The organism is Nocardia sp. NPDC058176 (genome assembly GCF_042883805.1).
Lineage (GTDB): Bacteria > Actinomycetota > Actinomycetes > Mycobacteriales > Mycobacteriaceae > Nocardia.
Map to the genome: position 1 here is coordinate 1,760,411 of NZ_JBHVVA010000001.1, position 21,835 is coordinate 1,782,245.

The window sequence follows — 21,835 nt, forward strand, 5'->3', positions numbered from 1 at the left end:
GTCCGTCCCTGTGCGCAGGGTCTCCGGACATCAGCGACGGTAGCCCGTTCGTCGCCACACCCCGATAGATAGAACAGCGCTGAGTCCTATTCCTTCGGATCAAGCGGTCGATCGGCGCTGTAGCCCACTACAATTGGCACCTGGTCGGTCGCAACCTCGACAACCGAGGGTCCGAGTACCCCGACGGAAAGGCGATCCAGATGCGAACGTTTGCTCTCCTCGCCGGTCTCGCCGCACTCGGTGTGGCACTGTTGGTCGACAATTGGCATCCGGTACGCGCCATCGCCTACGCCGTCGGCTGGGCACTTGCTGCGGCGATCCTGTTGGCCTCCCGCCGACGAGCCGCAGGATAACGCCTCGACCCGAGGCTCGCGGTCCATTACGTCGCCATCCGGAAGAGGGATGGTGACCTGGAGTTCATCCCACTCCGACGTGCACCGCCCCGGCTAGTCCAGTCCACAACCTCATCCGATCATCGTCGGGTCGCCCCGACCTCACCGCAATCGAATTCCGGCGCCCATCGTGCCCGAGTCTGCCCGCACCCGGGAAGACGTCCAATCATGCTCAGTTTCAATCCCTTTCAACGGCTTCGCGTCTCGGAGCGCTGTCGGCACTTCCCAGCAGGTCATGGACTACAGGGACACCTTCCAGCAAATCAGAAACACAGGTTAGGCTAACTTGATTTCTTTATGATGGTCCAGAGTAGGGCGGTAGAGCGCATGGCATCGACGACGCAACAGGGATGGCAACGGAAGCGGGGTCTTCGGGTCCGGCGATGGACGGCCGTCGGCGTGATCGGAGCCCTCGCGCTGACCGTGGGGTGCTCGAACCGGGAGGCGCAGACCGAGGCCGTGGGTGGTGCGGGGGCGCTGACTCTCGTGGACCAGCGTGGGCAGACCGTCACGCTGGACGGGCCCGCCGACAAGGTGGCGTTCACCGTGATGCCCGCACCCTCGATCTTCGCCGCGGTGGACCGCAGCTACGACCGGATCGTCGGGATCAATCAGTCGACGCTGGTGGCCAACCGGGGTGGCATGTTCGCGACCATGTTCCCCGGCTCGGCGGAGTCACCGACTGTCGCGGGCAGCGATTTCATTCCGAATCTCGAGACGCTGTTGCACATCGACCCCGATGTCGTGATCCAGTGGGGTGACCGGGGTTCCGACGTGATCGCGCCGATCGAGTCGGCGGGCTTCCCGGTGGTGGGGCTGAAGTACGGAACCCAGGACGACCTCGAACAGTGGATCACCCTGTTCGCGCAAATCGCGGGCAAGCCGGACCGTGGCCGGCACCTGGTCGACTGGCAGCGCGCCGAGCAGGCCGAGATGCGCACGCGGGTGGCCGAGCAGCAGGGCCCGCGGCCGCGGGCGATGATCCTGTCGCGCACCGGTGACACCTACAGCACCACCAGCGCCAAGGGATACGACGGATTCCAGTTCGACCTGGTCGGCGCGGACCTGGTCACCAAGGGCTTCGTCTCCGACTCCGGGCAGGTGGGTCCGGAACAGATCCTGTCCTGGAACCCCGAGGTCATCATGCTCAGTGGGTTCGACGAGAGCACTCCCGCCGACATCTACGCCGACCCTCGGCTGGCGAATGTGAGCGCGGTCCAGAACAAGCGCGTCTACAAGACCCCGCTCGGCGGCTACCGGTGGCAGGTGCCCAGCGCCGAATCGCCGCTCATGTGGGGTTGGATGAACCGGATCCTGTACCCGGGCGCGCGCGATGGGCAACTGCGCGAGGACATCCGCGCCGGGTTCGACGATCTGTTCGGCTACCGGATCAGCGACGACGAGATCGACCAGGTGCTGCGTCTGGATCTGAACAAGGACGCCGCCGGGTATGACCAGTTCCTCCGTTGACCGGGTGGCGGCGTCGGAGGATCCGGCGCCGCCACGGACGAGGTTCGATCGGCGGACGCTGGCGGTTCCGGGTTTCCTCGTCCTGTTGATCGTCGTGGCGATCGGCGCGCTGGCCGTCGGCCGCTACGCCGTGCCGCCGAACGAGATCATTCGCATCCTGCTGGGGCAGTTCCTGCCGATCGCGCAGACCTGGTATCCGCAGGAGAGCACGGTGGTGCTGGATGTGCGACTTCCGCGCGTGCTGTTGTCGGTCCTGTTGGGGGCGGGGCTGGCGCTCACCGGTGCGGTGATGCAGGCCGTGTTCCGCAATCCGCTCGCCAGCGCCCAGGTGCTCGGGGTGTCCTCGGGCGCCTCGTTCGGCGGCGTCATGGTGCTGCTCACCGGCGTCGGCGGCGCCGCGCTGGTCGGCGGCGCGTTCCTCGGCGGCGTCGCGGCCCTGGTGCTGGTAGTGACGATCGCCCGGGCGGTGCCGGGAGCGCCGCTGTTGATGATCGTGCTCGGCGGCACCGTGGTCGGCGCGATGTTCCAGGCGATGGTCTCGTTCATCACCTATATCGCCGACCCCTACAGCGAACTGCCCTCGATCGTCTTCTGGCTCATGGGTTCGCTGGCGACGGCCAGCTACACGAAGGTGCTGACCGCGGCGATCCCGATCGTCGTGGCGGGACTGGTGGTGCTCGCGCTGCGCTGGCGGCTGAACATTCTCGCGATGGGCGACGAGGACGCCACCGCGCTGGGGCTGAAGCCACGGCGGCTGCGCAACCTCCTGCTGGTGTGCGTCGCGCTGATCACCGCGGGATCGGTCTCGGTCGCCGGGGTGATCGGCTGGGTGGGACTGGTCGTCCCGCACCTGGTGCGGATGATGGTCGGCACCGACAACCGGATCGTGCTGCCGGCCAGTGCCCTGCTCGGCGCCATCTACCTCACCCTGATCGACACCCTCTCGCGCACGATCAGCACGGCCGAGATCCCGATCGGCATCCTCACCGCCATCATCGGCGCACCGTTCTTCGTCGCGCTGCTGATCCGCAACCGGCGCCGCCTGTGGGGTTCCGATGATTGAGGCGAACTCGCTGTCGTTCCGCTATTCGGCCAAGGGACCGTGGATCTTTCGCGATGTCTCGGTCCGCGCCGAGGCGGGCCAGGTCTTCGCGGTGCTCGGACCGAACGCGCGCGGCAAGACCACGATGCTCAAATGCCTGGCCGGAATCACCCGGCCGGTGACCGGTTCGGTCGCGACGACCGGCGCCGTGGGCTACGTGCCGCAGAGCCATGCGGTGGTGTTCTCGTTCTCGGTGCTCGACATGGTGCTCATGGGCCGGGCCAGGACGGTGAAGATCTACAGCACGCCGACCACGGTCGATCGCGCGGCCGCGCGGGAGTCGCTGCGCCGGGTGGGCATTTCGCATCTGGCCGACCGCGACTACACCGGGCTCAGCGGCGGCGAACGTCAACTGGTGCTCATCGCGCGTGCCCTGGTCTCGGACTGCGACACGATCGTGCTCGACGAGCCCGCCGCCGCCCTCGACCTGCGCAATCAGGCTAGGGTGCTGACCGTGCTCCGCGCGCTGGCCGACGACGGGATGGCGGTGGTGATGACCACCCACCACCCCGATCACGCACTGCACGTGGCCGAACGGTCGATGCTGATGGTGAGCGCCGACGACCAGCGGATCGGCCCGACGCGCGAGTTGCTCACGGGTGAACTGCTCTCCGAGATGTACGGGGTGCCCATCGTCACCGCCGATATCGAAACACCCAGTGCGACAAGGCGCCTGACCGTGCCCGATTTCGGACGGGGAATCGCGTGACGGTGCTGAAGGCCCTGATGGTCCCCCGCGACGGCGAATCGGTCGACGGCTTTCGGGAAGTCGATGTCTACGATCTGCCGACCGCCTGCGACAGCACCGTCACCGGCGTGTATCTGACCGGTGATGTCGATCAGGAGTATCTGCTCGAGCAGCGGCCGTTCCTGGATTCGTTCGTCACCGGCGGCGGGCGTCTCGTGATCAACGGACACGTCCAGCGGAAATTCCTGGCCGGACTGACCATCTGGCGCAAGCTCGCCTTCCGCAACCCCCGTGATCTCGCGCTGACTCGCGTCACGGACCATCCCGTGTGGTCGGGCACCGATCCGAAGTCCTTCCTGTACAGCACCGGAACACCCGGACCGGTGCCGTTCGAGGAACTCGAACGGATCGGCGTGGCAGGTTTCTACGGGCGCGGCTGGTACGCGGGACTCCCCGAAGGCGCACGGGTGGTGCACACTCTCGGCACCACCTTCGCGCCGATCGACTACGACTACCCGCTCGGTGCGGGGCGGGTCCTGGTGCACGGCGGCAACGATCTGCTGCAGTTCGCCACTGCCGCCCGTGGGACCGAGCGGTTGCGCACCCAGCTCGTGCGCTGGCTGGAGGGTCACGATGACTGACTCCCCCGCCGCCTGCTCGATCGTGCTGTTGCACGGCGGCAGCCACGCGCAGCTCGCCACGCTCGCCGACCCGGCGCTGGCGCCGTATCGGATCCGCCCGATCCATCTGCGAACCGGCACGCCCGATCAGCTCGCGCACGCCGAGGTGATCGTGATCGCCGACCGGCTGCGCCCGGAACTGTTGCGGCACTGGACCGCCGGGATCCTCGCCGCCCTCGATCGAGGCGCGACCGTGGTGATCTTCGGCGTGAACGCCGTGGAGGAATGGGTGCCCGGTGTCCGGCTGGAGAGCCGCCCGACGGTGTTCTGGTGGTGGCGGACCGGTGAGGACCACCGCCTGCGCACCCGTGCCCCGGACCATCCCGCCTGGCGGTTCTTCGCCGAGCGCGCCGTGATCTGGCACTACCACGGTGTGCTCGAGCCGCCGCCCGGCGCGGTGAGCCTGGTCGATCTGCACACCGAGGACGGCGACCGCGACGGCTCGATCCTCTATCTCGACGAGCAGTCGACGCCCGGTCGCCTGCTGGTCACCACCATGGACCCGGTGTATCACCACGGGTCCGGATTCATGCCCGGTGCGACGCAACTGCTCTATTCCACGCTCTACTGGGCCACCGCAGGCCGGAGGAAGACATGCTGACAGTCCTCGAATCGGGCACGCCGATCGAATTCTCGTTCACCGACCTGATGAAGTATCACGGCCCGCACTTCCCCGGCGGGGTGGCGCACGCGTACTGCGCGATGCGCCACGCCGTCGCGCTGCTCGGTCCCGTCGAGCGCCGCGAGGTCACCGTTCGCACCGCTTTTCCGGGCCCTGGCGGCCGGGACGCGATCGAGATGGTCTTGCGGGCCGTCACCGGCGACCGCTTCGTCGTCGCTCCCGAACTCACCGCGACCGACCGCGGCACCACCCTGGCCCGCTACGTGTGGGAATTCCGCTATCGCGACCGCACCGTCCTGCTGCGGTTGCGCGACGCGGGGTTCGTCACCGATGAATTCATCGAGCTCGGTGCCCGTCGTGACCGCACCCCGGCAGACGAGGAACGACTGACCGTCCTGAAACAGGAGATGACCGATCGGCTCCTCGCCGGTGCGGTCGGCGAGGTCTACGAAGAGGTGCCGCAGCCGACCCGCTGAGCCGAGGCCGAACTGCTTCAGACCTCGATCGCCAAGCGGGTGATCAGGCCGTCGACGTGTTCGAACTGGTAGCGCAAGGTCACGGTGGAGCCGGGGAAATCACCGTCGAGGCGCACCTGGACGGTCGTGTGGGTGTCGTCGATGATCCGCTGTCCGACGCGGGTACTGGTGTAGGTGTACTCGGTCGACGAGTGCGCGATCCAGGTGCTGATCGCATCGATGCCCTCGTAGGTGTTGCCGTCGTCGCGCACAGTCGCATCGGTCGCGAAAACAGCGGTGGCGTCGGTATGGCGCTGCGCGTCGCGGGCGTCGAGATACGCGGTCACCACGTCCGGCAAGGCGGCGGGGAGATACTCGGGGAAGGTCTCGGTCATGGCTTCTCCCTCTTCTGTGGATGCTTCGGCATGGTCCCATCGGTCAAATAACTGCTATTTTAGCAGTAACCGTACCGGCCGAAACCAAGGAGATTCCCCATGCCCGCACGCGTTCGGGTCGAGGATCGCGAGTGCCCGTTGTCGACGGCGATGTCGTATGTCGGCGAGTGGTGGACGATCCTGATCCTGCACGACTGCTTCGACGGGTACACGCGCTTCGATCAGTTCGAGGCGAACATCGGCCTGTCCTCGAGCATGCTCACCACCCGGCTGAAGGCATTGGTGGACAACGGCATCCTCACGAAGCGGGCCTATCAAGAGCGTCCGGTGCGACACGAGTACGTGCTGACCGATTTCGGACGGTCGCTGCGCCCCGTCCTGGTCGCCATGGCCGCCTGGCGCAACGCACAACTCGCGCCCGGGGAGCGGGCGATGATCCTCGTCGACGCCGAGACCGGCCGCGAAGTGGAGCCCGCCGTCATCGACCCCGGCACAGGACTGGCCGTCTCGGATCCACGTTTCGCCTTCACCGCGGGGCCGGCCGCCGGTGCGCAGATGCGCGCGCGATACGCGGAGTAGCCCCGCCTGCCCGCGCACCACAAGGTGGCCGCGCGGGCAGTCCGGGGTTCAGCGGGTGGCGATGATGGCCGAGCCGTGGCCGAACAGGCCCTGGTTCACCGCGATACCCGCGCTCGCGTCGTCGACCTGGCGGCCCTCCGCCTGGCCGCGCAGCTGCCAGGTGAGTTCACAGACCTGGGCGATCGCCTGCGCGGGGATCGCCTCACCGAAGCAGGCGAGGCCGCCGCTGGGGTTCACCGGCACCTGGCCGCCCAATGTCGTTGCGCCACTGCGCAAGAGCTTTTCCGCGCCGCCCTTTTCGCAGAGCCCGATGTCCTCGTACCAGTCCAGTTCCAGCGCCGTGGACAGGTCATAGACCTCGGCGAAGGACAGGTCGGAAGGGCTGAGACCGGCCTCTTCGTAGGCGGCGTAGGCGACGGCGGAACGGAACTCGCGCGAGGGCGGTTCGACGGCGACCGCGGAGTCCGTCGCGAAATCCGGTAGGTCGAGCACTGTTTTCGGGAACGTCGGCGTGACCGTCGACAGCGCCCGGATGCGCACCGGATCGGCGATGCCGTGCCGCCTCGCGTAGTCCATCGAGGTCAGCACCAGGGCGGCACCGCCGTCGCTGGTGGCGCAGATGTCGAGCAGCCGCAGCGGGTCGGAGACGATCGCCGAGGCGGCGACCTCCTCGGCCGAGACCTCTTTGCGATAGCGGGCGTACGGGTTGTTCAGGCCATGTTTGGCGTTCTTGACCTTGACCGCGGCGAAATCGTCGAGGGTGGCACCGTGCAGCGCCATCCGCCGCCGGGCATACAGCGCGAAATAGATGGGGTTCGTGGCGCCGAGCAGGTGGAAACGCAACCAGTCCGGATCGTCGCGGCGTTCGCCGCCGACCGGCTGGAAGAAGCCCTTCGGAGTGGTGTCCGCGCCGACCACCAGCGCCACATCGCACAACCCGGCCAGGATCTGGGCGCGCGCGTTGGCGATGGCCTGGGCACCGGAGGCGCAGGCGGCGTAGCTGCTCGAAATCCGCGCGCCCGTCCAGCCCAGCGCCTGGGCGAAGGTCGCGCCCGAGACGAAACCGGGGTAGCCGTTGCGGATCGTGTCGGCGCCGGCGATGTAGCCGACATCGCGGTGGTCCACCCCGGCATCGGCCAGTGCCGCACGCGCGGCGACCAGACCGTATTCGACGAAGTTGCGCCCCCACTTACCCCACTGGTGCATGCCTGCACCGAGTACGGCGATATCGCGATCACTGGTCATCGACGGGCCTCCACATCCACACGGTGTGCTCCGCTTCCTCGTCCTCGTACAGCACGCCGAGGGTCAGTTCGACGGGCATGCCGACGGCCAGGTCGTCCACCGTCAGGCCGCGCACGACCTGCCCGAGAATCACCATCTGCTCGACCTCGAGCTCCACCGCCGCGACGACATACGGCACGAACGGCTCGGGCGAGACATAGGGCGGGGGCGGCTTGTAGCGGGCGTCCGCGTACGACCAGATCCGGCCGCGGGTGGAGAACAGGTACTCGACGAGCTCGGAGCCGTCTCGAGCACCTGCGCACTGCGGGTTCCGGCAGGCCAGCGCGTTCCGCGGGAAATACGGTGTACCGCAGGCAGTACAGCGACTTCCCCGCAGGCGCACCGTGCCGTCGTCCGCGGTGAACCAGTCGGCCACGGCAGGGCGTTGTTCTTTCTGCACGAGCCCGACGTTATAGGAACACGTTCTACTTTGGGGCGGAAACCCGCGTCATCGGCGCGGGTGCACGGGTACGGTGAGACCGAATCGAGGAGGCGACGACATCCTCGGGTCGAGCTGGAGTACCAGGACGCGATGGGCACCGAAGTCATTGAGCCACAGGCGATTCGCAACGTCACGATCGTCGGGGACCCCGAGGAGACGAAACGGGTCCTCGACCGTCTGACCGGCCGTTTCGCCGAGACCGCAGCCGACACCACGGCCACGATCCGGTGGACGACGGACCACATCGATCACACGATTCGCCTCGCCGTGCTGTCGAGCCACGCGCCCATCGCCACGCTGGAACGTGCCATCAGGGTGGCCGATGGGGTGATCGCGGTCATGAACGCGGCGGTGCGGCGCGCTCCCCGGCTCGAGACGATCCTGCGCGTCGCCGACGACCACCAGGTCGCCCGGCTGTGCCTGGTGACCGGATTCGACCACCCCGGCGCGGACTTCGACCGTTGCGTCCGCACGATCGCGGACACGCACGGCGCGGTGCCATTGACGCTGCATATTCCGCACGGCACCGGCTCCGAATTCGACGGCGTCATCGATCTGATCCCGATGTGGGCGCTCGAACCGATGGCGGCCGAGTTCTACGGGGATCACTGGCAAGCCGCCGAGAAGTGGTACCGCGTGCTCGTGGACGCGGTGATGGAACAGGACGCCGAGCCGTGGGACCGAACCCTCGGCTCGCGCGCAATCCCACCCGCGCGGTTGTATGACCGCGTCCGTCATCTCACCCACCTCGGCGAGGTCGTACCCGTCCTGTGCGATGCGGCCCCCTGGAGCGACATCGCCCCGTTCCTGGATGCCATCGTCCGGTATCTGCCGTCACCGATGCACGTCTGCCAGCCGGAACACGTCCTCGACTACTGACGAACACAGTCGACGAGGAACTAACTACCACTGGTAGTGTCGGTGTTCTCGGATCCGCAACCGCCCTCCCTGTTTCAGGAGGAGGCGCAAGATCTCCGCTTTCTCGTTGGAGGGTCTTGCCATGGGTGACATCGATCGAATCACGAACGCGTCCCGTCCCACACTGCATCTGTTGACCGCGGTCGAAGCCAGGAAGCAGGCAGGCAGCAGCCCCACGGGGCTCATCGGGCGGCGCGTCGCCGCTCAGCTGCTGGCCGCAGGCGATCGGGTACGTGTGCTCGCCGAGCCGGGCCAGGTGACCGGTTGGCCCGAAGGGGTCGAGGTCGTCGAGGGCTCCATCACCCGGCCGCTGGAGTACACCGAGGTCTTCACCGGGGTCGAGGGCGTCTTCCTCGCCGGAGCGGTGCCGACCACGGTGCGGGACGCGCTGGCGGCCGCCCGGGCTGCCGCGGTGCGGCGGATTGTCGTGCTGTCCTCGCACGGGCCGGAGTACGAGCAGGAATATCCGCCGGAGACGTGGTTCTGGCTCGCCATCGAACGGGCCGTCGAGCGGTCGGGGATGGAGTGGACCCATGTTCGCCCGTCGGCGGTGATGGGTGCGGTGATCGAGGGCACCTACCCGGCCACGGGATCGGACTGGCCGGACACGGTCCGGGCCGGACACGGCGTGCGGGAACCCTTCCTCGACGGCGGCCACTATCCCTTCATCCACGAGGACGATCTGGCCGCCGTCGCGGTCGCGGCACTGCGCGTCGACGACTACGTGGGCGATGTGCTGGAGGCGGTCGGCCTGCCGATCAGCACCCGGTCGCGCGTGGCCGGTATCGCCGCGGCGATCGGCCGCGAGATCGCCGCGGTCGAGGTGAGCCCGGAGGTCGGTCGCGCGAATTGGCAGCGGCGTGGCTGGCCCGACGACGGCATCGAGGTGACGCTCTACGCCCTCGCCGAGTACGGCGCCCAGCTCGCCGAGCTCACCCAGTGGACCCTCGACCAGCGGCCATCCGTGCCGGAGATCATCGGCCGTCCACTCCGCGGCTTCGACGACTGGGCGCGCGAGCACGCCGACCTGTTCCGTTGAACGCCCGGCACGCGGCACCCCGTTTCAGGGGACGAGCTTGCCGAGGATGTCTCGCAGGGCGGCGCGCTCGTCGTCGGTGAGGCGGGCGAAGAATTCGTCGGCTTCCTTCGTCCTGGCCGCGGCCAGCGTGCCGAGGGTGCGCTCGCCCAGCGCGGTCACCGCCACGAGAATCGCACGGCGGTCGGTCGGGTCCGGCTTGCGGGTGACCAGTTCCGCCTTCTCCAGCGCGTCCACCACCTCGGTGGCCGAGCGGGGGCTGATGCGCAACGCGTCGGCGACGGCCGAGAGGCGCAGGCCGTCGTGTTCACCGGTCACGCGCAGCGCGCGGGCCTGGTGCGGGGTCAGGCCCATCGGCGCGTACGCCGCCGCCCAGCGCCGACGGAGCGTCCTGGCCACCTGCATCACGAGGTCGCTCTCGTTGTCGGGCATAAAACTCGCCTCTCCTTTTGTTTACATAACCAGATAGTGAGGTAACCTCAGCATAACGCACAGCCCAAAGGGGGTTGCACATGGAAGACCGAGAATCTCCCCGCGGCGGCCGTACCCGCCGCCCCGACCCGGCCGACCGCGCCCAACTGCGCGAGTCCCCCGTGTCCCTGCGCCGGATCGCCGCGCTCTTCGCGCCGTTCCGGCTTCAGCTCATCATGCTGACCGTCCTGATCGTGGCGGCCTCGACGATCAGCCTCGCCTCGCCGTTCCTGCTGCGGATGGTGATCGATGACGCGCTGCCGCACCAGAACGTCGCGCTGCTGCTCTGGGCCGTGGGCGGCATGCTCGCCGTCGCCGTGCTCACCGCGGTGCTCGGTGTCTGGCAGACCCTCATCTCCACCACCGTCGGACAGCGGGTCATGCACGCCCTGCGTACCGACGTCTTCCGCCATCTGCAACGGCAGTCGCTGGCGTTCTTCACCCGCACCCGCGGCGGCGAGGTCCAGTCCCGGCTGATCAATGATGTCGGCGGCATGCAGTCGGTGGTCACCAGCACCGCGACCGCCATCGCCAGCAATGTCACCATCGTGGCGGGCACGGCCATCGCGATGGCCGTGTTGTCGTGGCGGCTGTCGCTGCTGTCGCTGGTGGTGCTGCCGCCGGCGATCTGGCTGACCCGGCGGGTCGCCCTGATTCGCCGAGACATCACCGCCGAGCGCCAGCGCCACCTCGCCGACCTGCACGGTCAGGTCGAGGAGGGGCTCTCGGTGAGCGGCGTGCTGCTGGGCAAGACGCTCGGCACCGGCCCCCTGGCCTCGGCCCACTTCGAGAAGACCTCGCACGACCTGGTCGGCCTCGAGGTGCGCTCGCGCCTGGCCGGTCGTTGGCGGATGGCCACGATGAACATCGTCTTCGCGGCCATCCCCGCCGTCATCTACCTCGCCGCCGGGCTCCCGGCGACCAGCAGCGGCATGACGATCGGCACACTGGTGGCCTTCACCAGCCTGCAGGCCGGGCTCTTCCGGCCGCTGATGAGCCTGCTCAACGTGGGTGTCGAAGTCACCAGCTCGATGGCGCTGTTCAGCCGGATCTTCGGTTACCTCGATCTTCCGGTCGAGATCGACGAACCCGCCCGGCCGATCGACCTCGACCCGCGCGATGTCGTCGGTGAGGTCCGGTTCGAGCACGTCGGTTTCCGCTACGACGCCGCCGGACCTGATGTCCTCGACGACGTCTCCCTCGTCGTGCCCCCCGGTTCGACGCTCGCCCTCGTCGGCGAAACCGGTTCCGGCAAGACCACTCTCGCCTCCCTGGTCGCGCGGCTGCACGACGCGACCGGCGGTCGGGTGAGCATCGACGGCGTCGATGTGCGCGACCTCGAGCTGGGCACCCTCGCCCGCATCGTCGGCGTCGTGTCCCAGGAGTCGTACCTGCTGCACACGACCATTCGCGAGAACCTCCGCTACGCCAAGCCCGGCGCCACCGACGCCGAGATCGAGCGCGCGGCCCGGGCCGCCCAGATCCACGAGCTGATCGCCTCGCTGCCCCAGGGCTACGACACCGTGGTCGGATCGCGCGGTCACCGGTTCTCCGGCGGCGAGAAGCAGCGCATCGCCCTGGCCCGCACGCTGTTGCGCGATCCGCGCGTACTGGTGCTCGACGAGGCGACCAGCGCCCTCGACAACGAGACCGAGCGTGCGGTGCAGGCCGCCATCGATGTGGTCGCCCAGGGCCGCACGGTCATCACGATCGCGCACCGGCTGAGCACCATCCGCGAGGCCGACCAGATCGCCGTACTCCACCACGGCCGGGTCGTCGAACTCGGCGACCACGCGACGCTGGTCGACGGCGGGGGACGCTACGCCCGGCTGCACGGCAGCGCCGAGATCGTGGCGGCCTGAGAAACAATCGCACCGGCAGCGATGAGTTCTCCGGCGACGCTCCGTCCTAACTGTTGACCGCGCCACCCACCCAGCGCGCACGACACGAAGGACAAGACGATGACCACTTCCACTCCCTCCGCGAACATCGCCAACGGCTCCACCTACCAGCCCGGCAAGGTCCGCAACCGCGTCCTGTGGACGCTGCAGATCGTGCTCGGCCTGTTCTTCATCATCGCCTCGGGCGGACCGAAGCTCGTCATCCCGAACACCCTGATGGAGAACCCGCCGGAGAACCTGACCATCCCGATCGGGCTGCTCATCTTCATCGGCGTCGTGGAGGTGGCGGGCGGTATCGGCCTGCTGGTACCGCGGCTCAGCGGCCTGGCCGCGGCCGGGCTGTCGGTGCTCACCGTGCTCGCCGCCGCGACGCAGGCCTTCATCGCCGACAAGCCCGCGATGGCGATCTTCCCGCTGGTCCTGGCCGCGATCTTCGCCTGGATCGCCTACGAACGCCGCGCCACCATCACCTCGCTGCTGCGGTGAGCGGATCACCGTCGCGATGAGATCACCGGACGTCGAGTCCGGTGATTTCGCGTGTTCGCGGGCCGAACGGTGGGTTCGGCCCGCGACGTGCTGCCGTCAGCTGTCGACGACCACGGTCATTCCGGCCACCTCGGTCGGCGCCGTCGACGGGTCGAGTCCACGCACCGCGATGCCGTACAGACCGCTCGGGGCGCCTTCTTCGAAACGCACCTCGGCGCCGGGCAGCGCGACCGTGGACCCGCTGACGGGGCACTCGAGGAAATCGGCGAGCAACTGCGCATCGGCCTCGGGCTCGGCACTGCGAACTAGGAGCGCGACCAGGTCGGGACGACCCTCGAACGTGATGCCCTCCTTCGCCCGGTACTCGGCGCGCATACGGCCGATCTCGGCGCGGGGCGGATCATAGGTGATGAAGAACGGGAAATACGCGGGCGCGTCGCGAACGAACACCTCGACGAACCCCACGTTCCGGTCCTCGAAACGCACCTCGATGTCGTCCACTTCCCGACCGGCCGCCCGCAACCGCGCCGCGGTCGCCCGCGCGTCCGGTACGTCGACGGCGAAGGTCAAGAGGCCGGGTGCGCGCAGGGTGTCGATCGCGGGCTTCAGGATCTCCAAGCTGTCCGCGTACTTGGAAGTCGCCACCGCATCCCAGTCGTCCACCACGGCCAGCTCGACATATCGCTCGTCATCGACACCCCAGGCGGCATTCCGGAACCCGGGCATGGTGAGCGCCGCATGCGTCGGCAGTCCGAGCGCGTCATAGGACGCCATGACGTCCTCGAGATCGCTCACCCAGTGGATGAGATGGTCGAAGGTGGCAGCGTGGTCTGGCATTGGCCCTCCCGAGCGACAATCGAAGTTAGGTGATACTAACTCGCGGGGAGCGACCAGTGGGGGTCCAGGTGGGCGGGCGGCGCGGTCTGCGGTCCGGCCGCCCGGCCCGTTGATCAAGGTACCAATATTGTTGCCCTACAACATATTCGGAACAGTGAGGGATAAGTCTCACACCGGACGGTGGCGGATGTCGGGCTTGCGGAGGGGTTCGCTGACTCGCGGGTCCGGAGCCGGGGCGACCACTCGGTCGTCGACGACGGCAGCCCGATCCGGCACGACGGTCGCTTCGCGGCGGGCGAAGGCGATGTCACGTTCGGTGCGGACCGACAATCGGCCGAGGGAGGTCGCGGCGAAGAACAGGATCAGGGCGCCGAGGCCGTAGAAGAACGTGAGGTGCAACAGGGCGCGTTTCAGGTCGGAGGTGGCGACCGGCTCGCCGACGCTGCCGAGACGGAGGAGGTCGGCCAGGAAGGGCCCGATCACGAACCACACGCCCGCGGCGACGGCGAGCCAGCCGCCGAAACTCGCGACGACGCGGTTTCTGCTCATGAGCATGAGCAGACCGCCGATGATCGCGACGACACCCGGCAGTACCTGCAGCCAACCGCGGGCCGACGTCCACACCCACGGATCGTCCGGGGTGAAGGCGAAGCTGAAATACGGCCCGATGAAGGGGATGAGCGCGCCCCAGGCGCCCAGGAGCAATACCGCCAGACCGCCCAGCGCGCCCCGGCTGCGGGGAATCCGCAGCCGCCCGACTTTCTCGGTGGAGACATTCTCTTCGACGTAACTCATGACGCCTCCGTTCATCGACAAAGAGATGTGCGTCGCGATTACCCCGTAAATCCCCGGATACGCACCGGCTGTGCGCCCAGGTCAGCGGGTGGGGCACGGCGCGTCGGGGGCTGACATCGCACCTCGGGCCCGGCGCTGCGACATGATCCACCGGGATGATGGTGGGATGACCGAGAGGGTGAGTACATGCGCGGGTTGCTGATACTGATCGTGATTCTGGCGATCGCGCTCGTCGCCGGCGATCGGGTCGCGGTGGTGTTGGCGCAGAACGAGATCGCCCGCGCGATCGCCGCCGAATACGATCTCCCGGACCAGCCGAGTGTCGCCATCGGCGGTTTCCCGTTCCTGACCCAGGCCGTCGAGGGCACCTATCGCACCATCGACGTCGGTGTCGGGGACTGGACCGGCGGGGACACCACCGTCAACGACCTCGACGTCACCCTGAGCGATGTCTCCGCACCGCTGGCCGACGTGATCGACAGACGGACCTCGAGCCTGGTCGCGGCCACGGCGACTGCGACGGCGGTGGTTCCCTACGACACCGTGCAGAACTTCGCGCCCTCAGGGGTGGAGTCGATCTCCGACAGTCCGGAGGGGCTGCGTGTCACCGGCACCTTCTCGGTGCAGGGCATCCCGGTCCCCGCGACGGTCTTCGTCACCGTGACGCCGACCGCCGACGGCATCGAGGTCACCCCGGTCTCGGCGCAGCCCGCGATCGGCGGTCCGACGATCCCGCTGGCCCTGCTGCGCCAGACGCTCACTTTCGTCGTGCCGCTCGAGCAGCTGCCACTCGGCGCCCGGTTGACCGAGATCCAGCCGGGCGCCGAGGGACTGCACGTGACCGCCGTGGCCCACGACGTGTCCCTGTCCGACCTCCCGTGAGCGACGGTCAGCGGGTGCGTTGTGTGCGGCCGCGATCGGCGATGCGGAACTCCACTTCCACGGGGACAGCGGTGAGCTCGAGGGCCGTGCGCAGTCGCGGCACGGCGTGCTCGAGTATCCGTGTGCGCAGGGCGGGCAGATCGGCGGCGGGGTCGGTGTCGATCAGCAGATGCAGGTCGGGGGCGAGCGCGCTGCCCGCCAGACGTGCTGTCGCGGAACGGACTCCGTCGTAGGTCTCGATGTCGGCCGCCACCGCCTCGGCGGCGGCACCGGACCCGAGCAGGGTGCGGCCCTGCTCCCCCGCGGTACCGATCTCCCACACCGTGCGCTTGGGCAGCCGGGCGATCTGGGCGGCCAGCCAGCGCAGGGCGAGCAGCGCGAGGAGCACCGCGCCGGCGATCACGCAGAAGAGGATCCACCGCGGCGGTTCCTCGGTGCCCGGCACCAGTGGCGCGTCGGAATCGACGCGGAAGGCGCCGAAATGCGCGGCGATCAGCAGTCCGCCCGCGGCGGCCAGCGCGATCCCCAGCAGTCCGAGCACGCCGCGATTCAGCCGGGCGGGCCGGTTGGCACTGGTCATCGCGCCCTCCCTGGACCGATCGTGCGCACGCTGGTGCGCAAGCGTGGGACATCGGCCGGTTTGATGCGATCGAGCCGGTCGGCGACGGCGAGGCGCACGTCCTCCGCGGTCTGTTCGACGGTGTGGTGGGTGTGCCCCGAGACGTGGATCTTCTTGCGGCGCAATTTCACCCGCGTCTTGTCCAGACCGTCGACACCACCCGTCGCGTCGGCGAGCGCGTGGCGAAGACTGCGCCGCGCGATCCCGGCGTCCATCCCGTCTCCGGCTTCCAGGGCGAGCACGACCGGCTTGCCGGGCAGGGCCGCCACCGCCAGCAGGGCGAGGCCGAGCACCGCGACGGCGATGCCGACCCCCAGCACCCACCCACTCCCCCACGCGGTGTCGTGCAGGCGGGTGGCGACGCTGTCGTAGGAGATCAGCTCCCGTGTCCCGGTGAGGCGCTGGATCAGCGATACGACGACGAGCACAGCGGTGGCGCACAGCAGCACCGCGACGACGACCGCCGGGACGACCCGGCGTGGGCGGCGTGTCATCGCACTCTCCTCTCGGGCGGTTCCGGCACCAGTGCCGAGACCTCGATGTCGACCCGTGGCACGGTGAGGCCGGTCAGCTCCTCGGTCCGGGCGATCAGATGCGCGCGGCACTCGTCGGTGACCCGCCCGACCGGCAGCGGATAGCGGACGGGGAACCGGACGCGCAGGGTCGCGCCGGTCCCGACGACCTGCGCGCTCACCTGCACCTGCGGCTCGACCCCGGCCACCTCGGTGGCGGCCCGCTCGGCGATGCGGCGCACCGCGCGCTCGCCGACCGTGGTCGTGCCGGGCAGCCGGGCGGCGGCACTGGTCACCGCCTGCCCCGATCCTGTGCCGAGCGCAGCAGCCCGGACAGGTCGACCTCACCATCGAGCCAGCGCCCGATCAGCAGACCGAGGCCACCGAAGATCAGCACGACGGCGAACGCGCCCAGTCCGCCGAAGGCCGCGGCGAATCCGAGGGACAAGCCCATGACGAGGCAGATCGTGGTGGCGTTCATGTCACTGCACCCGGTCGCGGCTCGGTGCCTGCTGGTCGTCGGACTCGTCCTCGATGTAGACATCGTTGACGTTGATGTTCACCTCGACGACCTCGAGCCCGGTCATCTGCTCGATGGCCGTGATCACGTTGCGGCGCACCGCGATCGCCAGCTCCGCGATGGCCACGCCGTACTCGACGACGATCTCGAGATCGACCGCGGCCTGCGTCTCGCCCACCTCGACCGAGACGCCCTGGCCGATGCTCGAGGACGCGCCCGGAATGCGGTCGCGCAGTGCGCCGATCGCCCGGGTGGTGCCGCCGCCCAGAGCGTGCACACCGCGCACTTCCCGCGCGGCCAGGCCCGCGACCTTCTGCACCACGGTGTCGGCGATGGTGGTGGTGCCCTGATCGCTCACCAGAGCGCTGGTGGAGGCGGTGCCGGTCTTCTCCGCGGCCTTGGTGTTCCCGGTGGTGGTCGTGCTGGACATGAAATCCTCCCGATTGTGTTGTGCTCCAAGGGCTGACGAACTGTCATGGGTTAGGACACCGCGCTCGGCGGATCGTCACGGTCCCGGCGAGTGATCTGCGTCGCTTTCCTCGAACACGTCGACGTGCAGGTCGACGACGTGCACGCGCAGCCCCGTCTCGGCCCACCGTGTCCCGGCGAGGACCGGCCGCACCGCCGCGTCCAGCTGCTCGAGTAGGGGCGGTAGCGGCAGGGTGGTCGCGACCACGCGGACCTCCACCGCCGACGCGCCGAGGTCGACCGCGGCGCTGCCCGCGTTCCACGGCAGCCAGCGGCTGTTCTGCAGACCCATCGGAACCGCGGGATGCGCGCCGTCGACGGCGTCGATCGCGGCGATGATCCGGTCGGTCAGGTCGTCGTCGGTGTTCACGGCGGCCCCGGTTCGATATGGAGGACACACACCGTCACCGAATCGACTGCGGTGCTGGTGGATTCGGTGACGGCGCCCGAGACCGCCCGCTGCACGGCCCGGCCCACCTCGACGGCATTGCTCGATGCCGTCAGCGCGAGGTCGATCCGGATGTCGAGCAGACCACCGGCGCGCCGCACCCGAACACCGGCCGAGGCGGCCGGTTCCTGTCCGATCCACAGCTGGCGCCCGGAGCGGGCGAGATGGCCGACCAGCCCGAGCACACCCGGTTCGAGCCGGGCCACGCCCGGCACCAGCGCGGCGGCCCTGGCGGCCACGCTCGCGATCACGGCGTCCGCGACGACCAGTTCGGTCTCGGGGACGGTGCCGGTCACCGGTCCGCCTCGTAGAGGTCGACCACGGTGACGTCGAGCCTGCCGAGGGTGACCCCGACGCGGGCGGTGGCCGCGGCGCGCGCCCGTTCCCGCACCGCCGCGACCAGGGTGTCGATCGAATGCGCGTCGGCGCGCACGGCGATGGTCATGTCGACCGTGATCACCTGCTCGCCGTCGGGACCGGGTTCGCTGCTGCGCACCCGGCAGCCCCTGGCGCGCACGCCGTCGACGGTGTCGGCGGCGAACCGCAGCACCACGGCCACGGCCTGTTCACTGACCTGGATCGCACCGGGGTGCGGTGTGTCGAGGGTGAGGGTGTTGCCGCGGCGCACGTCGGCGCGCACGGCGGACATGATCCGGCCGAACAGATCGGGAGGTGGTGGGTCGGGTTCATCGATGAGTTCGCGGGTCGCGGTGCGCAGCGTCAGCAGGCTCTCCCTGGCCGCGGCGCAGTGCGGGCACGACGCTTCGTGCCGGTCGACCTCCGGGTCGTCGAGTCGCTCCCAGACCTGTTCGAGCCCGCGTCCGCACGGGAGCAGGTAGTCGTTGTCGGTGCTGTGGGTCACCGCCATGGCTTCATCACCTCTGCCAGTTGGGCTCGGGCGCGCGCTATCCGCCCGCGCACCGCTGTGCTGTTGGCGCCGACGATCTCGGCGATCTCGTCATAGGAGCGGCCGTGCACCTCGCGCAGCAGCCAGCACGCGCGCTGTTCGGGCGTCAGCTGCTGGAGTGCGTCGGTGAGCGCGGCCATCTGGCTGCTCACCTCGGTCGCGTGCTCGGGCCGGGTGTCGGTGCGGGGCGATGCCGTCGTATCGGGGTCCACATCGGCGGGGACCCGTCGTGCGCGCAGCACGTTGAGGCACCGGTTGGTCGTCATCCGGTAGAGCCAGCCCGCGAAGGCGGCGTCGTCGTTGAGGTGGGTGATCGTGCGCCAGGCCTTGAGGAAGACCTCCTGTGTCACGTCCTCGGCCTCGGCTCGGTCGGCCAGCATCCTCGCGGCCAGCCGGAACATCGGTCCTTGGTAGCGCAGCACCAGCTGCTCATATGCCCGGACATCGCCGTCACGCGCCCGACCGGCCAGGGTCGCGTCGTCCAGCGCTGCCTCGGGTGCGGGCGACGTCGTGGTCACACCGGCACCTCCTCCGCTGCTCCTTGATGGACACCGATGCGCAGGAATTCGTCACGGCAAACTATCAGTGATCGTCGTCTCATCCCCGGGTTCGTGACTCCGGGGGTGTCGGCACACGCTTGCCTGCCGCCCGAACCACGACTGCGTCCCCCGGAATTCCGGGGGACGCAGCGGCAATTCGGCGACGACTTTCAGTCGAGATCGGGCGCCGGGGTGGCGGTCATCGACGCCACTGGACGGGGAGCTCTAGTTGGGCAGTTCGAAGTCCGCCTTGAACCGCTCACCCGGCGGCAGTCCACGCAGGATTGCGCTGATCCAGGCCACGGCGGGTGGCCAGCCCGCGACGGCGTTGACGACGTGTTCGGGCAACGGCATCGTGTAGAACCGCAGGTCGGCGCCGCGATCCCAATAGTCGTTGACCGTCGGCAACACCACCGAAGCCGGGATCAGCTCGTCCCAGATTCCGTGCCACCAGAGGATCGGGCTGTCCGGAATATGGTGGCCGATACTCTGCTCCGCCAGGACCTCCATCACGCCGTGAGCCGTTTCCAGCGACTTGCCGGGCTGGAAATAGGCACTGATCGGGCGGTAGGCGCCTGCGGCGGCGATCGTGTAGACGCAGCGGCTCTGCATGTCCGCGACGATGGCCTGCCCTTCCGGGGTCAGCAGTTCCTTCGCGTCGAACTGATCCGGGAATTCTCGTGACAGCGCGGCGAATCCGAGCCACATGGTGAAGTTGCTGATACCGGTGAGGCCGGGCTGCTGGGCAATGGCGTAGCGGGCTTGTGCCTGGAGATCGGCGGGGAAACCGCCGACCGCGGTGCCGAGCAATCGGACATCGGGCGCGTAGCTCTCGCGCAGTTCGGCGGCGCGGATCGAGCCCGAACCGCCGCCGGAGTAACCGTAGAGCGCGATCCCGGAATCGGTCAGGCCCAGCGCCGAATTCTTCATGGCACGCAGACTGTCGAGCACCATCTTGCCTTCGTCATAGGTGTTGAAGGTGTTGAACTTGCCGTCGAAATCGGGGACGTTGATCGCGAACCCCTGGGCAAGCCAATACACCGCCAGCGCGGCCTCTTTCATCGTGCCCGTCTGCAACGTGTAGGACGGGTTGCACGACGAATCGGTCGAGTCGATCGCCTCCTGGAACGACACCACCGGTCGTGGACTACCCGACCACGGGATGCCGGGAATGATCACCGAGGTCGCGGTCACGATCGGATTGTCGTGCACATCGTTGGTGCGATACAGCAGCTGTTCGGTGTGCACCGGGAACGGCAGGCCGAGCAGGCGGGTCTGCACCGTGCGCGTTCGGACGATCTGACCGGGTGCGTAGGAGCCAAGGTCCGCGGGGTCGTCGTACCAGGGATCCTCGGCGGGCACCGGGATCGGGAGCAGGTCGTAGAGCTGCGGCTCGGTGGGCAGCTGAGGAAGCTGATTCTGATCCGGCGGGAAGCTCGGATACGGCTCGCCGACAGCGGCGCCGATGCCCGCCACCGTCAAGCAGATCGCCGCCAGTGGCACGACCGCCCATCTGGATCGGGCGATTGATGCGAACATCGTTCCTCGTTTCGTTGGCCCACAGCGTTGTGGCTCCGGCTGTGACGCCAATTACAGCATGCACTCTTGTTTAGAACAAGACACCTTTCCCAGATTGCCCATCGCGGTCCCGAGCCCACGAACGCGCGAGTCCCGCCCGCAGTGCTTCCCAGCGCGGGCGGGACTCGATTGCCGACAGGCAGCGGTCAGGAGCAGAAGATCGGCTGGATCGCGTCGGCGCTCGTTTCTAGTTGTAGGAGCACAGCCACTCGGTGCCGTAGTGCCCCGCGTTGTCACCGTCCAGATGGGTCCATCGGCCCAGACCGTCGTCGCCGCACGGACCGCCCTCCACCTGACCGGTGTCGACCGGCGTGGTGGTCGGCGCAGGCGGGGGCGTGGTCGGTCCGCCGCCGTGGTTGGGGTTGGTGCAGATGGTGCCTTCACAGGGGACCCAGGTTCCATCGCCGTTCGGATTCGGGATGGCGTCGGGACCGATGTAACTGCCCAGCGGGCAGCCGGGATCCTGATTGCGGGCACAGTATTCGTCACTGAGGTTGTTGCCGGTGGAACCGTCGGCACCACGCTGCCCGGTGGTCGGACCGGGCACGGGCGCGGTGGTGTCGCCACCGGGGTGACCATCCTCATGGGTGGGCGTGGGAGCGGGCGCGGTGCTCACCGCCGACGTGGTGGTCGACACCGTCGGCGACGAATCCTCGCCCCCGGAGCACCCCGTCACAGCCGCCGCGGCCACCACGAGTCCGAACAGAACCGCGAAAGTCGACTTCACCGAGCTACCTTTCGTTGGAGGATTCGTGACTCGACGCGATCGACCACGTCAGGCCAGTAACCAAAAGATAGCTGAATAAGCT

At 68.5% G+C, this 21,835-nt stretch carries 30 protein-coding genes; 13 read left to right on the plus strand and 17 right to left on the minus strand.

Annotated elements, in window-relative coordinates:
• Nucleotides 1-200 precede the first annotated feature (200 nt).
• The 7 genes from ACFVVM_RS08270 (at nt 201) to ACFVVM_RS08300 (ending at nt 5,430) form a co-directional block, all read left to right on the plus strand.
• Nucleotides 201-353, plus strand: coding sequence for a hypothetical protein (locus ACFVVM_RS08270; RefSeq protein WP_387614650.1), 153 nt, complete (start codon nt 201-203; stop codon nt 351-353).
• Between the two features lie 438 nt (nt 354-791).
• A complete protein-coding gene (locus tag ACFVVM_RS08275; protein WP_387614653.1) occupies nt 792-1,862 on the plus strand; it encodes an ABC transporter substrate-binding protein in 1,071 nt (356 codons plus the stop codon).
• The gene (locus ACFVVM_RS08280; protein ID WP_387614656.1) at nt 1,843-2,925 is read left to right on the plus strand and encodes a FecCD family ABC transporter permease; all 1,083 of its coding nucleotides are present in this window, start codon (nt 1,843-1,845) and stop codon (nt 2,923-2,925) included. Before ACFVVM_RS08275 ends, ACFVVM_RS08280 begins: the two co-directional genes overlap by 20 nt.
• Nucleotides 2,918-3,673 (plus strand): ABC transporter ATP-binding protein, encoded by a 756-nt coding sequence (locus ACFVVM_RS08285; RefSeq protein ID WP_387614659.1) that lies wholly within the window; start codon nt 2,918-2,920, stop codon nt 3,671-3,673. The genes ACFVVM_RS08280 and ACFVVM_RS08285 overlap by 8 nt, the downstream gene beginning before the upstream one ends.
• Entirely contained in the window at nt 3,670-4,293 is a 624-nt protein-coding gene (locus ACFVVM_RS08290) for a hypothetical protein (protein ID WP_387614662.1), read from the plus strand. Before ACFVVM_RS08285 ends, ACFVVM_RS08290 begins: the two co-directional genes overlap by 4 nt.
• A complete protein-coding gene (locus tag ACFVVM_RS08295) occupies nt 4,286-4,933 on the plus strand; it encodes a hypothetical protein (RefSeq protein ID WP_387614665.1) in 648 nt (215 codons plus the stop codon). The genes ACFVVM_RS08290 and ACFVVM_RS08295 overlap by 8 nt, the downstream gene beginning before the upstream one ends.
• Complete coding sequence (locus ACFVVM_RS08300) at nt 4,927-5,430, plus strand: hypothetical protein (RefSeq protein WP_387614668.1); 504 nt, start codon at nt 4,927-4,929, stop codon at nt 5,428-5,430. The genes ACFVVM_RS08295 and ACFVVM_RS08300 overlap by 7 nt, the downstream gene beginning before the upstream one ends.
• Before the next feature lie 17 nt (nt 5,431-5,447).
• Here the strand turns inward: ACFVVM_RS08300 and ACFVVM_RS08305 are convergent, their stop codons facing one another.
• On the minus strand, nt 5,448-5,804 hold the full coding sequence (locus ACFVVM_RS08305; protein WP_387614671.1) for a nuclear transport factor 2 family protein: 357 nt from the start codon (nt 5,802-5,804) through the stop codon (nt 5,448-5,450).
• 99 nt (nt 5,805-5,903) lie between these two features.
• On the opposite strand from ACFVVM_RS08305, the gene ACFVVM_RS08310 reads away from it, so the two are divergent.
• A complete protein-coding gene (locus tag ACFVVM_RS08310) occupies nt 5,904-6,383 on the plus strand; it encodes a winged helix-turn-helix transcriptional regulator (RefSeq protein WP_387614674.1) in 480 nt (159 codons plus the stop codon).
• A gap of 48 nt (nt 6,384-6,431) precedes the next feature.
• Here the strand turns inward: ACFVVM_RS08310 and ACFVVM_RS08315 are convergent, their stop codons facing one another.
• Together ACFVVM_RS08315 and ACFVVM_RS08320 are read right to left on the minus strand one after the other, a co-directional pair.
• Nucleotides 6,432-7,628 carry a lipid-transfer protein gene (locus tag ACFVVM_RS08315; protein ID WP_387614677.1) on the minus strand — a complete coding sequence of 399 codons (1,197 nt, stop codon included), beginning with the start codon at nt 7,626-7,628 and terminating at the stop codon, nt 6,432-6,434.
• Nucleotides 7,618-8,067, minus strand: coding sequence for a Zn-ribbon domain-containing OB-fold protein (locus tag ACFVVM_RS08320; RefSeq protein WP_387614680.1), 450 nt, complete (start codon nt 8,065-8,067; stop codon nt 7,618-7,620). The genes ACFVVM_RS08315 and ACFVVM_RS08320 overlap by 11 nt, the downstream gene beginning before the upstream one ends.
• A gap of 132 nt (nt 8,068-8,199) precedes the next feature.
• Here ACFVVM_RS08320 and ACFVVM_RS08325 point away from each other — a divergent pair, with 132 nt between their 5' ends.
• Entirely contained in the window at nt 8,200-8,988 is a 789-nt protein-coding gene (locus ACFVVM_RS08325; protein WP_387614683.1) for a GTP-binding protein, read from the plus strand.
• A gap of 172 nt (nt 8,989-9,160) precedes the next feature.
• Nucleotides 9,161-10,066 (plus strand): NAD(P)H-binding protein, encoded by a 906-nt coding sequence (locus ACFVVM_RS08330; protein ID WP_387614686.1) that lies wholly within the window; start codon nt 9,161-9,163, stop codon nt 10,064-10,066.
• A 24-nt stretch (nt 10,067-10,090) separates the two neighbouring features.
• Here ACFVVM_RS08330 and ACFVVM_RS08335 read toward each other — a convergent pair whose 3' ends face one another.
• Nucleotides 10,091-10,495: a MarR family winged helix-turn-helix transcriptional regulator gene (locus ACFVVM_RS08335; protein WP_387614688.1), complete on the minus strand. Its 405-nt coding sequence runs from the start codon at nt 10,493-10,495 to the stop codon at nt 10,091-10,093.
• A gap of 80 nt (nt 10,496-10,575) precedes the next feature.
• Between ACFVVM_RS08335 and ACFVVM_RS08340 the strand changes: the two genes are divergently transcribed.
• Both ACFVVM_RS08340 and ACFVVM_RS08345 read left to right on the plus strand, forming a co-directional pair.
• On the plus strand, nt 10,576-12,396 hold the full coding sequence (locus ACFVVM_RS08340; protein ID WP_387614691.1) for an ABC transporter ATP-binding protein: 1,821 nt from the start codon (nt 10,576-10,578) through the stop codon (nt 12,394-12,396).
• A 99-nt stretch (nt 12,397-12,495) separates the two neighbouring features.
• On the plus strand, nt 12,496-12,921 hold the full coding sequence (locus ACFVVM_RS08345; RefSeq protein ID WP_387614694.1) for a DoxX family protein: 426 nt from the start codon (nt 12,496-12,498) through the stop codon (nt 12,919-12,921).
• A 96-nt stretch (nt 12,922-13,017) separates the two neighbouring features.
• On the opposite strand, the gene ACFVVM_RS08350 is transcribed toward ACFVVM_RS08345, so the two are convergent.
• Both ACFVVM_RS08350 and ACFVVM_RS08355 read right to left on the minus strand, forming a co-directional pair.
• Nucleotides 13,018-13,758, minus strand: coding sequence for a VOC family protein (locus tag ACFVVM_RS08350; RefSeq protein ID WP_387614697.1), 741 nt, complete (start codon nt 13,756-13,758; stop codon nt 13,018-13,020).
• Between the two features lie 168 nt (nt 13,759-13,926).
• On the minus strand, nt 13,927-14,553 hold the full coding sequence (locus ACFVVM_RS08355) for a hypothetical protein (protein WP_387614700.1): 627 nt from the start codon (nt 14,551-14,553) through the stop codon (nt 13,927-13,929).
• A 186-nt stretch (nt 14,554-14,739) separates the two neighbouring features.
• Here ACFVVM_RS08355 and ACFVVM_RS08360 point away from each other — a divergent pair, with 186 nt between their 5' ends.
• Nucleotides 14,740-15,435 (plus strand): DUF2993 domain-containing protein, encoded by a 696-nt coding sequence (locus ACFVVM_RS08360; protein WP_387614703.1) that lies wholly within the window; start codon nt 14,740-14,742, stop codon nt 15,433-15,435.
• A gap of 7 nt (nt 15,436-15,442) precedes the next feature.
• Here ACFVVM_RS08360 and ACFVVM_RS08365 read toward each other — a convergent pair whose 3' ends face one another.
• The 11 genes from ACFVVM_RS08365 to ACFVVM_RS08415 form a co-directional block, all read right to left on the minus strand.
• On the minus strand, nt 15,443-16,015 hold the full coding sequence (locus tag ACFVVM_RS08365) for an alkaline shock response membrane anchor protein AmaP (RefSeq protein ID WP_387614705.1): 573 nt from the start codon (nt 16,013-16,015) through the stop codon (nt 15,443-15,445).
• Nucleotides 16,012-16,548 carry a DUF6286 domain-containing protein gene (locus tag ACFVVM_RS08370; RefSeq protein ID WP_387614708.1) on the minus strand — a complete coding sequence of 179 codons (537 nt, stop codon included), beginning with the start codon at nt 16,546-16,548 and terminating at the stop codon, nt 16,012-16,014. Before ACFVVM_RS08370 ends, ACFVVM_RS08365 begins: the two co-directional genes overlap by 4 nt.
• Nucleotides 16,545-16,862 carry an Asp23/Gls24 family envelope stress response protein gene (locus ACFVVM_RS08375; protein ID WP_387614711.1) on the minus strand — a complete coding sequence of 106 codons (318 nt, stop codon included), beginning with the start codon at nt 16,860-16,862 and terminating at the stop codon, nt 16,545-16,547. Before ACFVVM_RS08375 ends, ACFVVM_RS08370 begins: the two co-directional genes overlap by 4 nt.
• Nucleotides 16,859-17,047 (minus strand): hypothetical protein, encoded by a 189-nt coding sequence (locus ACFVVM_RS08380; RefSeq protein ID WP_019050519.1) that lies wholly within the window; start codon nt 17,045-17,047, stop codon nt 16,859-16,861. The genes ACFVVM_RS08375 and ACFVVM_RS08380 overlap by 4 nt, the downstream gene beginning before the upstream one ends.
• A 1-nt stretch (nt 17,048) precedes the next feature.
• Complete coding sequence (locus ACFVVM_RS08385) at nt 17,049-17,516, minus strand: Asp23/Gls24 family envelope stress response protein (protein ID WP_387614715.1); 468 nt, start codon at nt 17,514-17,516, stop codon at nt 17,049-17,051.
• Between the two features lie 75 nt (nt 17,517-17,591).
• On the minus strand, nt 17,592-17,924 hold the full coding sequence (locus ACFVVM_RS08390) for a hypothetical protein (protein WP_387614718.1): 333 nt from the start codon (nt 17,922-17,924) through the stop codon (nt 17,592-17,594).
• Nucleotides 17,921-18,298, minus strand: a complete 378-nt coding sequence (locus ACFVVM_RS08395; protein ID WP_387614721.1) for an Asp23/Gls24 family envelope stress response protein — start codon at nt 18,296-18,298, stop codon at nt 17,921-17,923. The genes ACFVVM_RS08390 and ACFVVM_RS08395 overlap by 4 nt, the downstream gene beginning before the upstream one ends.
• Nucleotides 18,295-18,870 (minus strand): Asp23/Gls24 family envelope stress response protein, encoded by a 576-nt coding sequence (locus ACFVVM_RS08400; RefSeq protein ID WP_387614724.1) that lies wholly within the window; start codon nt 18,868-18,870, stop codon nt 18,295-18,297. Before ACFVVM_RS08400 ends, ACFVVM_RS08395 begins: the two co-directional genes overlap by 4 nt.
• On the minus strand, nt 18,861-19,427 hold the full coding sequence (locus ACFVVM_RS08405; protein WP_387614727.1) for an RNA polymerase sigma factor: 567 nt from the start codon (nt 19,425-19,427) through the stop codon (nt 18,861-18,863). The genes ACFVVM_RS08400 and ACFVVM_RS08405 overlap by 10 nt, the downstream gene beginning before the upstream one ends.
• Before the next feature lie 246 nt (nt 19,428-19,673).
• Nucleotides 19,674-20,987: a lipase family protein gene (locus tag ACFVVM_RS08410; protein WP_387614730.1), complete on the minus strand. Its 1,314-nt coding sequence runs from the start codon at nt 20,985-20,987 to the stop codon at nt 19,674-19,676.
• A 226-nt stretch (nt 20,988-21,213) separates the two neighbouring features.
• On the minus strand, nt 21,214-21,753 hold the full coding sequence (locus tag ACFVVM_RS08415) for a hypothetical protein (protein ID WP_387614733.1): 540 nt from the start codon (nt 21,751-21,753) through the stop codon (nt 21,214-21,216).
• Nucleotides 21,754-21,835 lie beyond the last annotated feature (82 nt).

Excerpts from the sequence above, each read along its gene's own strand:
- ACFVVM_RS08270 (WP_387614650.1), top strand. The coding sequence starts at position 201 with ATGCGAACGTTTGCTCTCCTCGCCGGTCTCGCCGCACTCGGTGTGGCA.
- ACFVVM_RS08280 (WP_387614656.1), top strand. The coding sequence starts at position 1,843 with ATGACCAGTTCCTCCGTTGACCGGGTGGCGGCGTCGGAGGATCCGGCG.
- ACFVVM_RS08285 (WP_387614659.1), top strand. The coding sequence starts at position 2,918 with ATGATTGAGGCGAACTCGCTGTCGTTCCGCTATTCGGCCAAGGGACCG.
- ACFVVM_RS08295 (WP_387614665.1), top strand. The coding sequence starts at position 4,286 with ATGACTGACTCCCCCGCCGCCTGCTCGATCGTGCTGTTGCACGGCGGC.
- ACFVVM_RS08300 (WP_387614668.1), top strand. The coding sequence starts at position 4,927 with ATGCTGACAGTCCTCGAATCGGGCACGCCGATCGAATTCTCGTTCACC.
- ACFVVM_RS08305 (WP_387614671.1), bottom strand. The coding sequence starts at position 5,804 with ATGACCGAGACCTTCCCCGAGTATCTCCCCGCCGCCTTGCCGGACGTG.
- ACFVVM_RS08310 (WP_387614674.1), top strand. The coding sequence starts at position 5,904 with ATGCCCGCACGCGTTCGGGTCGAGGATCGCGAGTGCCCGTTGTCGACG.
- ACFVVM_RS08315 (WP_387614677.1), bottom strand. The coding sequence starts at position 7,628 with ATGACCAGTGATCGCGATATCGCCGTACTCGGTGCAGGCATGCACCAG.
- ACFVVM_RS08325 (WP_387614683.1), top strand. The coding sequence starts at position 8,200 with ATGGGCACCGAAGTCATTGAGCCACAGGCGATTCGCAACGTCACGATC.
- ACFVVM_RS08335 (WP_387614688.1), bottom strand. The coding sequence starts at position 10,495 with ATGCCCGACAACGAGAGCGACCTCGTGATGCAGGTGGCCAGGACGCTC.
- ACFVVM_RS08340 (WP_387614691.1), top strand. The coding sequence starts at position 10,576 with ATGGAAGACCGAGAATCTCCCCGCGGCGGCCGTACCCGCCGCCCCGAC.
- ACFVVM_RS08345 (WP_387614694.1), top strand. The coding sequence starts at position 12,496 with ATGACCACTTCCACTCCCTCCGCGAACATCGCCAACGGCTCCACCTAC.
- ACFVVM_RS08350 (WP_387614697.1), bottom strand. The coding sequence starts at position 13,758 with ATGCCAGACCACGCTGCCACCTTCGACCATCTCATCCACTGGGTGAGC.
- ACFVVM_RS08355 (WP_387614700.1), bottom strand. The coding sequence starts at position 14,553 with ATGAGTTACGTCGAAGAGAATGTCTCCACCGAGAAAGTCGGGCGGCTG.
- ACFVVM_RS08360 (WP_387614703.1), top strand. The coding sequence starts at position 14,740 with ATGCGCGGGTTGCTGATACTGATCGTGATTCTGGCGATCGCGCTCGTC.
- ACFVVM_RS08365 (WP_387614705.1), bottom strand. The coding sequence starts at position 16,015 with ATGACCAGTGCCAACCGGCCCGCCCGGCTGAATCGCGGCGTGCTCGGA.
- ACFVVM_RS08370 (WP_387614708.1), bottom strand. The coding sequence starts at position 16,548 with ATGACACGCCGCCCACGCCGGGTCGTCCCGGCGGTCGTCGTCGCGGTG.
- ACFVVM_RS08380 (WP_019050519.1), bottom strand. The coding sequence starts at position 17,047 with ATGAACGCCACCACGATCTGCCTCGTCATGGGCTTGTCCCTCGGATTC.
- ACFVVM_RS08385 (WP_387614715.1), bottom strand. The coding sequence starts at position 17,516 with ATGTCCAGCACGACCACCACCGGGAACACCAAGGCCGCGGAGAAGACC.
- ACFVVM_RS08400 (WP_387614724.1), bottom strand. The coding sequence starts at position 18,870 with ATGGCGGTGACCCACAGCACCGACAACGACTACCTGCTCCCGTGCGGA.
- ACFVVM_RS08410 (WP_387614730.1), bottom strand. The coding sequence starts at position 20,987 with ATGTTCGCATCAATCGCCCGATCCAGATGGGCGGTCGTGCCACTGGCG.